This is a genomic window from Stenotrophomonas sp. 21LCFQ19 (assembly GCF_056861425.1).
The window spans coordinates 113,170-125,456 of record NZ_JBSPUF010000005.1 but is presented as its reverse complement, the minus strand read 5'-3'; the positions used below and the strand labels follow the sequence as shown (position 1 = coordinate 125,456).

Here is a 12,287-nt window from a genome sequence, read left to right as displayed (position 1 = left end):
TCGAACGGGCCCGCCAGCACAAGCTGGTGGGCTTTTTTGTAGTGCCGAGCCATGCTCGGCAGAGGCCCCATGCACAATCTGACAGATCGTCGGTACGGCCCCAGCCGAGCATGGCTCGGCTCTACAAGGGCTGTATGCACGATCGGGCAGAAGCAGGGTTGCGTAGTGCCGAGCCATGCTCGGCAGGGGGCTCCATGCACAATCCGCCAGATCGTCGGTAAGGCCCTAGCCGAGCATGGTTCGGCTCTACAGGAGGGGCTCCATGCACAATCTGACAGATCGCCGGTAAGGCCCTAGCCGAGCATGGCTCGGCTCTACAGGGCGTACGCGGTTTCGCCGGCCACCAGCGCATCGAAATAGTCACGGGTCAGCTTGATCTGCGCGTCGGCAGTCTCCGCGGCGTTGACCACCGCACGGAACGCGGCGTTCTCAGGGCGATCCTTCGCATACCAGCCCAGGTGCTTGCGCGCGATGCGCACGCCCTGCGGTTCGCCGTAGAAGGCGTGCAGGTCGTTGAGGTGACCCAGCAGGATGTCGCGGACCTCTTCCACAGACGGCGGCGGCAGCTCCTCGCCGGTAGCCAGGTAATGGGCGATCTCGCGGAAGATCCACGGCCGGCCCTGGGCGGCGCGGCCCACCATCACCGCATCGGCACCGGTCAGCTTGAGCACCTGCTCGGCCTTGCGCGGTGAGTCCACGTCGCCATTGGCCAATACCGGGATCTTCAACATCGCCTTGATCGCGGCGATGGTCTCGTACTCGGCCACGCCGGTGTAATGCTGGTCGCGGGTGCGGCCATGGATGGCCAGCGCGGCGATGCCGCTGTCTTCGGCGATATGCGCGATGGTCGGTGCGTTACGCACCTCGGCGCACCAGCCGGTACGGATCTTCAGTGTCACTGGTACTTCGACCGCATTGACCACGGATTCGAGAATGCGCGCCACCAGCGCTTCGTCACGCATCAGTGCCGAGCCGGCCCAGGCGTTGCAGACCTTCTTGGCCGGGCAGCCCATGTTGATGTCGATGATCTGTGCGCCGTGGTCGACGTTGTAGCGTGCCGCCTCGGCCAGCTGCTGCGGCTCGGTGCCGGCGATCTGCACGCTGATCGGCGCCGGTTCACCGGCATGGTCCATGCGATGGATGGACTTGCGGGTGGTCCAGAAGCGCGGGTCGCTGATGGTCATTTCCGAGGCGGCCAGACCCGCACCGAGCCGTTTGCACAGCTGGCGGAATGGCTTGTCGGTGACGCCGGCCATGGGCGCGAGCACCACGTTGGGTGCAATGGTGTAGGGGCCGATCTGCATGGGGCTAGTGTAAGGCGCTGGCTGGAACCGCGGCTGTAGGAGCGGCGTAAGCCGCGAAGCTGGCAATGCGTGAAAGGCTTAAGAGCCAACCCCTCCCCAACCCTCCCCTTGCCTAAGGCAAAGGGAGGGAGCAACGGCGCGAAGCCGGGAGTGCTTGAAAGGCCAGAGCGCTAACCCCTCCCCAACCCTGCCCTGCTGCGCAAGGGAGGGGGCAAAGCCATAGGCTCAGACGTCGGCCGGGGTCATCCGCGGCATCGCCAGCGCGGCGCCTTCGTTCTCGGTGGAGCGGGCGGCGTATTGGTTGGCGAAGCGCACGTGCTTGATGAACGCAGCGTCCGGTGCGGCCGCCAGCGAGGCGGCGAGGGCGCCGTTGAAGGCGTCTCCGGCACCGGTGGTGTCCACCACCTGCACCGACTCGGCAGCCACCCGGTAGTACGGCTGGCTGTCGCTGCGCAGCTTGTCCTCATCGTGCGAGACAAACACGCCAACCGCGCCCAGTGTCACCACCACGGTGTTGCTGGACAGCTTGCGGCACAGGGCGTGCAGGCTGGCACCGTCCAGGGCGGCGACGTCATCGGCCTCGATACGCTCGCCGACATGGCGGCCGAGCAGGGCGGCAAACTCGGTTTCGTTGGGGGTCAGCACATCGGCCAGCTTGAGCAGGCTGATGGTGGACGGGGCATTGGCGGGGGCGGCGTTGAGCATGGTCAGTACGCCGGCCTCGCGGGCCTGTGCCAACGCGGCTTCGATCGTTTCCACCGGCGATTCCAACTGGGCCAGCAACACCTTGGCACCACCGATCAGGGCGGCGTTGGCGGCAACGAAGTCCGTGCTCAGCGAGGCGTTGGCACCGGCGCCGATCACGATCGAGTTGCGGCCACGGCCATCGACGTAGATGCCAGCGGTGCCGGTCGGCTCGGCGGTGGCTTCGGCCACCAGCGTGATGCCGTCGGCGTTGGCCAGCTGGCGGGCGAGGTCGCCGCCAGCATCTGCGCCGAGCGCGCAGACGAAGCTGGTGTCGGCACCGGCGCGGCGTGCCGCGACGGCCTGGTTGAAGCCCTTGCCACCGGGACCGGTGCTGTAACGGCCAGCAATGGTCGCTCCCGGCGCGGGCAGGGCATCGCAGCGCCAGACGTGATCGACATTGAAGGAACCGGCAACGACTACAGAACTCATGGAATCTTTGTCTCTAAGGTGGCGATGAAACAGCAGCTGCGATGGCTTGGCCATCTGACCCGGCCGCTTTGTAGCGGCCGAGCCGTATCAGCTGGATTGAATCAACTGAAGTGGGTCAGCACGCCGGCAATGGTGGCGGTCATCAAGGTGGCGATGGTGCCGCCCAGAACCGCACGCAGGCCGAACTTGGCCAGGTCCTGGCGACGGTCCGGGGCCAGCCCGCCGATGCCGCCGATCTGGATGGCGATGGAGCTGAAGTTGGCGAAGCCACACAGGGCGTAGGTCGCGATCAGGCGGCCTTCTTCACTCAAGGTGGTGCCAGGAACGTTGCCCTGGATGATCTGCGACAGGTCCATGTAGGCGACAAATTCGTTGATCACGACCTTCTGGCCAATCAGCGAACCCACGGTGGTGGCGTCAGCCCACGGCGTGCCAATCACCCAGGCGATCGGTGCCAGCACGTAGCCGAAGATGGTGGCCAGGTTGGTCGGCTTGCCGATGGCGGCGGCCAGGCCGGTGACGTCACCGATCCAGGTCAGTGGCGCATTGAGCAGGGCGATCAGGGCGATGAAGGCCAGCAGCATGGCGCCGATGTTCAGTGCCAGGCGCAGACCGTCGCCAGCGCCGGCTGCGGCAGCGTCGATGATGTTGGACGAGGTCTTTTCCACTTCCATCTTGACCGTGCCGCGAGTCAGCGGGGTGCCGGTCTCCGGCACCAGCAGCTTGGCGACCACCAGCGTGGCAGGTGCGGCCATGATCGAGGCGGCCAGCAGATGCTTGGCGTAGAAGGCCTGCGAGGCCGGATCACCACCACCGAGCATGCCTACATAGGCAGCCAATACGCCGCCAGCGATATGCGCCATGCCGCCGATCATCATGGTGATCAGCTCGGACTGGGTCATCTTGGAGATGTAGGGGCGCACGGTCAGCGGCGCCTCGGTCTGGCCGATGAAGACGCTGGCGCAGACGCTGGTGGTTTCCGCGCCGGACACGCGCATCACCTTGGTGATGGCCGCAGCCATGACCCGCACGATGGCCTGCATCACGCCCAGGTGGTACATCACGCCCATCAGCGCCGAGAAGAAGATGATGGTCGGCAGCACCTGGAAGGCAAAGATGAAGCCGTACTTGGGCACATCCATCAGGCTGCCGAAGATGAAGTTCGAACCTTCATTGACGAAGCTCAGGATCTTGACGAAGCCCTTGCCCAGCCAGTCGAACACGTCGCGACCGCCTGGAACCAGCAGCACCAGCGCCGCAAACGCGATCTGCAGGGTGATGCCGGTGGCAACCAGCTTCCAGTCAACGGCTTTCTTGTTATTGGAAAAGAGCCAGGTGATGCCCAAAAGCACCGCCAGGCCGAACAGGCCGAAGCCGATTCTGCCCAAACCTTCGAACATGAGTAATCCCCGGGCGTGCCCGCAAAAGACGCAAGCCTAGAGCAGCGGCTGATGCCGGGCAAGAATATCTCCGGCATAAGCCGGTATTTGCTGGGATTGCGCCGGTATCGGCAAGGTCCGCAGGGCGGTCCGGTGCGCAGCCGGGGTTACACTTGTGGCCTGTCTGCGCGGATTCCGCGCACCGTCCCCTAGTTGGAGCCAGCCATGCAATACCGTCGTCTCGGGTCGTCCGGCCTGCAGCTGTCCGCCCTGTCATTTGGTGCCTGGGTGACCTTTGGCAGCCAGATCGGGCGCGACGAATCGCGCAACCTGATTGCCTGCGCCTGGGACAACGGGGTCAATTTCTTCGACAACGCCGAGGTCTATGCCAAGGGCCGCGCCGAGGAGGTGATGGGGGATGTGATCGCCGACCTGCGCCTGCCGCGGGATGGCTTCTGCGTGTCGTCCAAGGTGTTCTTTGGCGCGGTCGATGAGCCGGCGCCGACCCAGCGCGGGCTCTCGCGCAAGCATGTCACCGATGCCTGCCACGCCGCGCTCAAGCGCCTGCGGGTGGACTATCTGGACCTGTATTACTGCCACCGGCCGGATGCGGAGACCCCGATCAGCGAAACCGTGCTGGCGATGGACAACCTGATCCGCCAGGGCAAGGTGCTGTACTGGGGTACCTCGGAGTGGTCGGGCGCGCAGATTGCCGAGGCGGTGGCGTTTGCCCGCGTCAACCATCTATATGCGCCGAGCATGGAACAGCCGCAGTACAACCTGCTGCACCGTGCCCGCGTGGAGCAGGAGTACGCGCCGCTGTATGCCGATGCCGGGTTGGGCACCACCATCTGGTCGCCGCTGGCTTCGGGCCTGCTGACCGGCAAGTACAACGACGGCATCGCCGAGGATTCGCGCCTGGGGCAGACCACGCTGGGCTGGTTGCAGGCCTCGGTGCTGGGCGAGCCGGTCGATGACCGTCTGGGCAAAGTGCGTCGTTTCACCGCCTTGGCCGCGGAGCTGGGCGAGTCGCCGGCGCAGCTGGCGATTGCCTGGTGCCTGCGCAACCCGCAGGTGTCCAGCGTGATCCTCGGTGCGAGCCGGGTGTCGCAGCTGGAAGAGAACCTGCGCGCGCTGGACGCGCTGGGCAGGGTGGAAGAGGGCGCCTGGCAGAAGATCGAGGCGATCTTCGCCTGATAGTGGAGGTGTAGTGCCGAGCCATGCTCGGCAGGAGCCTTGCCAGCGGGGTTTCAGGCCCGTGTTCATGGGGTTTGTGGGAGCGGCGTAAGCCGCGAAGCCACAGATCCGTCAGGTTGCGGGCATGTTGGTAGCTTCAGTGCTGCCAGCTTCGCGGCTTACGCCGCTCCCACAAGTGTGATGCTTGGCCGGTGAGGCCCCTTGCCGAGCATGGCTCGGCACTACAAGGAGTCGGGCTTTTGTAGGAGCGGCGTGAGCCGCGAAGCCACAGATCCGTCAGGTTGCGGGCATGTTGGTAGCTTCAGTGCTGCCAACTTCGCGGCTTACGCCGCTCCCGCAAGCGTTGATGGTGGGCCGGTGAGGCCCTTGCCGAGCATGGCTCGGCACTACAAGGAGCCGGGCTTTTGTAGGAGCGGCGTCAGCCGCGAAGCTACAGATTTGTCAGGTTGCAGGCAGGTTGATGGCCTCGGCAGTGCCAGCTTCGCGGCTTACGCCGCTCCCACAAGCGTTGATGGTGGACCGGTGAGGCCCTTGCCGAGCATGGCTCGGCACTACCGGTGGAGCGGGCGGATGGTCCAGCCGGACGCCGGATTTCAAAGTTGTTGTAAATAGTTCTTGCATCGTTATTGAGAATCATTATCATCAACTCCGTCCCCAGCACGGAATCACGATGATGTCGGCCCAGCCCGTTATGCTTCGCCCCCGCACCCTCCACCTGCCGCAGCGCCCGGTTCAGTTGTTGCCGGTCGATGGCGTTGTCGATAGCGGTGCCCTGCTCAAGGGTCAGCGCGAGATCGTGATCCAGCACGGCGATAAGTTCTATCGCCTGCGTCACACCAGCAACGACAAGCTGATCCTCACCAAGTAAGTCGCTGCACGGCTGCGTTCGCCGTAAGCCAGCGTTGCCACGCTTGGCTCCCAGGAACGCAAGGCTCTCTCCCCCCTTGACTGCAGTCTGGTTGCTCCGGCAACCGGGCTGTCTGTCAGGGGTTTTGTCCACTCCAAGATTCCAGGCTTCCATGATCCGTCCAACTGTCTTGAGTGCCGCCCTGTGGGCGGTGCTGTCTCCCGCGCGTGCAGAGAACGTCGCCGCGCCTGCGGTGCATGAATTCGACCGCGTCCAGGTCACCGCTACCCGTACCGAGCGTGCTGTCAGCGACGTCGCCGCCACGGTCGATGTGATTGATCGCGAGCAGCTGGACAAGCAGTTGGCCAACGATATTTCCGACCTGGTGCGTTACGAGCCAGGCGTGTCGGTGACCCGCAGCGCTACCCGTTTCGGCCTGGGTGGTTTCCGTATCCGCGGCCTGGACGCCAATCGCGTGCTGATCCAGACCGATGGCATCGCCATGCCGAAGAGCTTCACTATCGGCAGCTTCGCCAACAGCAACCGCAACTTCACCGATCTGGAAGCGCTCAAGCGCGTTGAAATCGTGCGCGGCCCGGCCAGTTCGCTGTACGGCTCCGATGCACTCGGTGGCGTGGTGGCCTTCGTCACCAAGGATCCGGCGGACTACCTGAAGGACGGCAAGGACAGCCATGTCGGCCTGAAGTTCGGCTATGACGGCGAGTGGAAGGGGCTGTTGGCCGGTGCCACCGCAGCGTGGGGCGGTGAGCGTTGGAGCGGCATGGTCAACGTCAATCATCACCAGGGCCAGGAGACGGTCAACAAGGGTGACGTGCGCAGCATGGACTACACCCGCACCGCGCCGAATCCGCAGGAACGCGACGGCCGCAGCGTCTTGGCCAAGCTCGTCTATGCGCCGGATGAAAGCCAGCGCTTCCGCCTGACTGTGGAGGGCAATGAGGACAGCACCGATACCGACGTGCTTTCTTCGGTCAACGACAAGCATCCGGTAGCGGCCTCGCGCACCACCACCAGCATGAAGGCACACGACACCCAGAATCGCACGCGCCTGTCGTTCACCCATGAGATGGATGCGCTGGATGCTGCGTTTGCCGACAGCATGAACTGGCAGATCTATCGCCAGAACAGCGAAACCAAGCAGGTCACCGACGAAGGCCGTACCAATGGCAGCCGCCGTCATCGCGCCTTCCATTTCGATCAGTTGGTGTACGGCGCGCAGCTGCAGTTCAACAAGGCCTTGCAGACCGGTTCGGTCGAGCACGCGCTGACCTGGGGCTTCGATGGCGCCCAGACCGACATCCGCCAGAAGCGCGATGGCTACCAGGTGCTGGCCAACGGCACGGTCAGCTCCAACATCTCGCCGGACAACTTCCCGGTGCGCGATTTCCCGATCAGCAAGACCACCGAACTCGGCCTGTACCTGCAGGACGAGATGCGCCTGGCCGACGGCCGCCTGTCGGTGGTGCCTGGCGTGCGCGTTGACCATTACCGGCTCAAGCCCGAGCTCGATGCGATTTTCAGGGAAGACAACCCGGACATGGCGGTAGCCTCGCTGACCAAGACCAGCGTATCGCCGAAGCTGGGCGTGGTGTGGCGCTTCGACGACCAGTGGTCGGTGTTTGCCGGCTATGCGCATGGTTTCCGCTCGCCGCCTTACAACGATGTCAATCTGGGCTTCACCAATCTGACCTTTAATTACACCGCCATCCCCAATCCGGACCTGAAGCCGGAAACCAGCAATGGTGTGGAGCTGGGCGTGCGCTATGTCAGCCCGGTCGCTTACATGAGCGTCAGCGGCTACTGGAACGACTACCGCGACTTCATCGAATCGCAGCGCTATGTCGGCGTCAATGCACAGGGCCTGATGGTGTTCCAGTCGCAGAACATCGCCGATGCGCGCATCTATGGTGCCGAGCTGAAGGCTGGTGTCGATTTCGGCCAGGTCAGTGATGCGTTGAAGGGCTGGGGGCTGCGCGGCGCGGTGGCATGGGCGCATGGGCAGAACCGTACCGAAGACACGCCGCTGGATTCGGTGGATCCGCTGCGCGGTACGCTCGGTCTGATGTACGACCGCGATGACTGGGGCGTTGAGCTGGCCGGCACGTTTGCGCGCCGCAAGGACCGCGTGGCCGTGGCCACGGCGTACCGTCCGGCCGGTTACGGGGTGATGGACCTGATGGCGCATTGGAACTTCGCGCCGGGCGCCAAGTTCAATGTCGGCGTGTTCAACCTGACCGATCGCAACTACATCGACTGGTCCAGCATCACCTCGACGCTGGCCGGCAGCAGCGCCGTGATAGATCGCTTCAGCAACCCGGGTCGCACCGTTTCGGCCAGCGTCTCGGTGTCCTGGTAAGCAACGACGTTAGCGGTTCCTCCAGGAGCCGGCGAAGGAACGCATCGTGGCCACGGATGGCCATCCCTTCCATTCGCACAAGGAAAACCCATGAAACTGCTTTCCGCCAGCCTGCCGCTGCTGTTTTTCGTCAGCACCGCTGCCAGCGCCGCCACTGCCGATATCGCCCGTGACCACGACAGCATCCTGAAGATGCAGGGTGAGTACACGGTGGACTTCGCCTTCGATGAAACCGTGCTGCTCAAGCCCGGTTACGAACGTGCGTCGGCGATGCGCAGCGGTGGTGACGAAGTGGTGATCGTGGTTGAAGACACACCGCAGCGCATCGTGCTGCAGCATCTGTTGGTGGATACCAAGAGCGGCCATGTCACCAAGCATTGGCGCCAGGACTGGGTCTACGAAGCGCCGCAGCGTTTCGAGTTCACCGCCGACCAGACCTGGACGGTGCGCGCGATTCCGGAGGCACTCAACAAGGGCGCATGGACGCAGTGCGTCTACGAAGTCAGCGACGCACCGCGGTATTGCGGTACCGGTCGCTGGAGCTACAACAACAATGTGCCGACCTGGACCAGCGACCTGAGCTGGCGTCCGTTGCCGCGCCGCGAATACACCAAGCGCAGCGACTACAACGCGCTGGCGGTGGTGAACCAGCACACGCTGACCCCGAACGGCTGGACCCACGAACAATTCAACACCAAGGTGCAGCGCAATGCGGACGGCAGCCAGGTGGAGATCGCGCGCGAGTTCGGTTTCAACGACTACATCAAGACCACGGAAGTGGACTTCACTCCGGCGCGGACCTACTGGGCTGCCACCGCACCGTTCTGGGCGCAGGTACGCCAGCGCTGGGATGGTTTCCTCGGCAAGGCACCGGGCGTGCACTTGAAGACCAAGCTTGATGGCATGGCGATGATCATGCCGCTGTTCCAGCAGGCCGAGGAAATCCAGGGTGGCGCGGCGTTGGATACCGGAAAGATCGATGCGGTGTTCGCCAAGTACGTGGAAGCTGCCAGGTAAGTTGGCCTTGTCTGGCTTTTTTTATCTTGTGGGAGCGGCGTAAGCCGCGAAGCTGCTGCAGCATCAGGGCTAAGAGCCACCCCTCCCCAACCCTCCCCTTGGCTTCGCCAAAGGGAGGGAGCAGGGCGGCCCAGCGGAGACACGGTGGTAGGAGTGGCGTCAGCCGCGAAGCTGATGGTCTATCAGGTCACAGGCATAAGCGTGATTTCATCGACGCCAGCTTCGCGGCTGACGCCGCTCCCACATCAGTCATGCTCACACGCTCTGGGCCTATTCCTTGAACATCAGGAGTGCGGCCAGCAGGATCAGCGCGAACGCCGCCCAGTGGTTCCACTTCAGTGGCTGCCCCAGGTACGTGGCCGAAAACACCGCGAAAACCACCAGGGTGATCACTTCCTGCATGCCCTTGAGCTGCGGCGCCGAGTACACCGCGCTGCCCATGCGGTTGCCAGGCACCTGCAGGCAGTATTCGAAGAAGGCAATCCCCCAGCTGACGAGGATCACCGTCATCAACGGTGCGGTCTTGAACTTCAGGTGGCCATACCAGGCGATGGTCATGAATACGTTGCTGGCAACCAGCAACAGTACCGGGTAGAGGTAGGCGGTAAAGGAGGGGGCGGCCATATCCAGTTTCATCAAGACGGGTCGCTAGCATAGGGTGCCGGTGAGCAAGGGCTCGTCCTCGCCGGACTGGTTTCAAGTGATACCAATGGCGGCGTAAAGCCGTCTTCACACGGAGTCCACCAGGAGTACGGCATCTTTCACAAAGCTGAAGACTAAGGAGGCTCCATGCGACAGACCAAGGAATCGTCCGGGCTGGTACTGGTTGTCGAAGACAACCGCAACATCTCCGAGATGATTGGCGAATATCTGGAAGGCAAGGGTTTCGAGGTGGACTACGCAGCCGATGGCCTGGACGGCTACCGGTTGGCCGCTGAGAACAGTTACGACGTGGTGGTGCTCGATCTGATGCTGCCGCGACTGGACGGCATCGAGGTGTGCCGTCGCCTGCGTAATGAAGCACGCAAGTCCACGCCGGTGCTGATGCTGACCGCACGCGACACGTTGGACGACAAGCTCACTGGCTTGGGCTACGGCGCTGACGATTACCTGACCAAACCATTCGCGATCCAGGAACTGGAGGCACGCCTGCGTGCGCTGATCCGCCGCGAGCGTCGCCAGGTGGGTGCCGAGGTGCTGAAGGTCGCCGACCTGGTGCTGGACCCGGTCAGCATGCGTGCCACCCGCGCCGGCAGCGAGCTGCAGTTGTCGCCGATTGGCCTGCGCCTGCTCACCATCCTGATGCGCGAATCACCGCGCGTGGTGACCCGCCAGGAAATCGAGCGCGAGATCTGGGGCAATGGCCTGCCTGACTCGGACACCTTGCGCAGCCATCTGTACAACCTGCGCAAGATCATCGACAAGCCGTTTGACCGACCCCTGCTGCACACCGTGCAGAGTGCCGGTTACCGGATTGCCGACATCGGCCAGTCCATGGGCTGATCTGCAGGGGCGTGTACTGGCACCTGTGGTTTGAAGAACCGCCGCAGAACATGAGTCGCGGCGGTTTTTTTCAGCCAGGTGATTCTGCGGCGAAGCCAGTCCATTCCCTATAATCACGCGTGCTTCTAGGGGGGGCGCATGTCGTACGGGTTACCGCGGAAGATCAGAATAGCCTTCATCCTGCAGGCGCTGCTGGCGAGTCTGGCGGTGCTGCTTGGCGGCTATCTGATGGCGCTGGTGGTCAAGTACGGCCTGATCAACGCAGTCCTGCAGAGTGAGGCTCAGTACTACTGGCAGCAAAGCGCGCAGGTGGCAGAGCTGGCGCCACCCAATACGCTGCGCATCCGTGGCTACCTGCAGCCGGCAGGGCAATCTGACACGGTCGTGCCCGCGCAGCTGCGCGCACTGGCGCCGGGGTTTCATGAGCTGGAGTCGTCCGATCAGCTGGTGCTGGTGGACCAGCAGCCGGAGGGGCGGCTGTACCTGGTGTTCCAGCGTTCGATCGCGCACCGCGCGGCGGTATGGGCAGGGGTGTTGTTGATCCTGCTGGCCATCCATGCCTCGTCGTGGCTCACCTATCGCGCCTCGGCGCGGCTGGTTGCACCGGTGAGCTGGCTGGCGCGACGGGTGTCGCTATGGGATCCACGCCACCCCGATGCGAAGGAGCTGGCACCGGAGCGCTTGCCGCCGGAGGTGCAGGGCGAGACCCGGCAATTGGCGCTGGCCCTGCATGACATGGCTGGCAAGGTTGGCGATCACGTGGCCCGCGAGCGCAACTTCACCCGTGATGCCAGTCATGAGCTGCGCACCCCGCTTACCGTGATCCGCATGGCCAGCGACATGGCCTTGGCCGATTCCGGGCTTACCCCGCGGCTGCAGCGCAGCCTGCAGCGCATCCAGCGTGCCGGCCGCGATATGGAGGCGGTGATCGATGCCTTCCTGCTGCTGGCCCGCGAGGTGGACGTGGAGCCGCAGTCGGAGCTGTTCGATGTCGGCGAAGTGGTGCGCTACGAGGCCGCCAACGTTGAGGAGCTGTTGCAGGGCAAGCAGGTCCAGCTGCGGGTGCTGGTGGAAGGCAACCAGATGCTGGTGGCGCCGCCACGGGTGATGCACGTGGTGGTGGCCAATCTGCTGCGCAATGCCTGTCTCTACACCGACGTGGGCGAGGTCGAGGTGCGGGTGATGCCGGGCCAGGTGGTTGTCCGCGACACCGGCATCGGCATGAGCAGCGAAGCGCTTGCGCGGGTCTTCGACCCCTTCTTCCGGGCCGACGGCGGCAGCCAGCTGGGTGTAGGGTTGGGCCTGCCGATCGTGCGCCGGCTATGTGAGCGCTGCGGCTGGCAGATCGAGATCGACAGCCGTGAGGGGCAGGGCACCACCGTGACCCTGCTCTATCGCTGAGATGGGGCTTGGCGGCTGCCTCGGTAAGCAAGGGGCAGATGTGGCAAAATTGGCGGCTAATCTCACGCTACCGGTGTCATCCCCAT

At 63.9% G+C, this 12,287-nt stretch carries 10 protein-coding genes; 6 read left to right on the top strand and 4 right to left on the bottom strand.

Annotated features, from left to right (window positions below; genetic code table 11):
* Positions 1 to 314 precede the first annotated feature (314 nt).
* The 3 genes from dusB to AC13FW_RS07585 all read right to left on the bottom strand — a co-directional run bounded on the left by dusB (position 315) and on the right by AC13FW_RS07585 (position 3,880).
* Positions 315 to 1,304 (bottom strand): tRNA dihydrouridine synthase DusB, encoded by a 990-nt coding sequence (gene dusB, locus AC13FW_RS07595; RefSeq protein WP_482988706.1) that lies wholly within the window; start codon positions 1,302 to 1,304, stop codon positions 315 to 317.
* Positions 1,305 to 1,529: 225 nt separating this feature from the next.
* Entirely contained in the window at positions 1,530 to 2,480 is a 951-nt protein-coding gene (locus AC13FW_RS07590) for a ribokinase (RefSeq protein WP_282269934.1), read from the bottom strand.
* Positions 2,481 to 2,581: 101 nt separating this feature from the next.
* On the bottom strand, positions 2,582 to 3,880 hold the full coding sequence (locus AC13FW_RS07585) for a NupC/NupG family nucleoside CNT transporter (protein ID WP_282269936.1): 1,299 nt from the start codon (positions 3,878 to 3,880) through the stop codon (positions 2,582 to 2,584).
* A 204-nt stretch (positions 3,881 to 4,084) separates the two neighbouring features.
* Here AC13FW_RS07585 and AC13FW_RS07580 point away from each other — a divergent pair, with 204 nt between their 5' ends.
* The 4 genes from AC13FW_RS07580 (at position 4,085) to AC13FW_RS07565 (ending at position 9,297) form a co-directional block, all read left to right on the top strand.
* Positions 4,085 to 5,056 (top strand): potassium channel beta subunit family protein, encoded by a 972-nt coding sequence (locus AC13FW_RS07580; protein WP_482988705.1) that lies wholly within the window; start codon positions 4,085 to 4,087, stop codon positions 5,054 to 5,056.
* Between the two features lie 673 nt (positions 5,057 to 5,729).
* Entirely contained in the window at positions 5,730 to 5,924 is a 195-nt protein-coding gene (hemP, locus tag AC13FW_RS07575) for a hemin uptake protein HemP (RefSeq protein ID WP_282273037.1), read from the top strand.
* A 151-nt stretch (positions 5,925 to 6,075) separates the two neighbouring features.
* Positions 6,076 to 8,280, top strand: coding sequence for a TonB-dependent hemoglobin/transferrin/lactoferrin family receptor (locus AC13FW_RS07570; protein ID WP_482988704.1), 2,205 nt, complete (start codon positions 6,076 to 6,078; stop codon positions 8,278 to 8,280).
* A gap of 90 nt (positions 8,281 to 8,370) precedes the next feature.
* Positions 8,371 to 9,297: a DUF6607 family protein gene (locus AC13FW_RS07565; RefSeq protein ID WP_482987545.1), complete on the top strand. Its 927-nt coding sequence runs from the start codon at positions 8,371 to 8,373 to the stop codon at positions 9,295 to 9,297.
* A 270-nt stretch (positions 9,298 to 9,567) separates the two neighbouring features.
* Here the strand turns inward: AC13FW_RS07565 and AC13FW_RS07560 are convergent, their stop codons facing one another.
* Positions 9,568 to 9,921 (bottom strand): DMT family protein, encoded by a 354-nt coding sequence (locus tag AC13FW_RS07560; RefSeq protein ID WP_282273039.1) that lies wholly within the window; start codon positions 9,919 to 9,921, stop codon positions 9,568 to 9,570.
* Between the two features lie 165 nt (positions 9,922 to 10,086).
* Between AC13FW_RS07560 and AC13FW_RS07555 the strand changes: the two genes are divergently transcribed.
* Together AC13FW_RS07555 and AC13FW_RS07550 are read left to right on the top strand one after the other, a co-directional pair.
* A complete protein-coding gene (locus tag AC13FW_RS07555) occupies positions 10,087 to 10,800 on the top strand; it encodes a response regulator transcription factor (RefSeq protein ID WP_057630720.1) in 714 nt (237 codons plus the stop codon).
* 138 nt (positions 10,801 to 10,938) lie between these two features.
* Positions 10,939 to 12,201: a sensor histidine kinase gene (locus tag AC13FW_RS07550; protein ID WP_482988703.1), complete on the top strand. Its 1,263-nt coding sequence runs from the start codon at positions 10,939 to 10,941 to the stop codon at positions 12,199 to 12,201.
* The last annotated feature ends 86 nt before the right edge of the window (positions 12,202 to 12,287 follow it).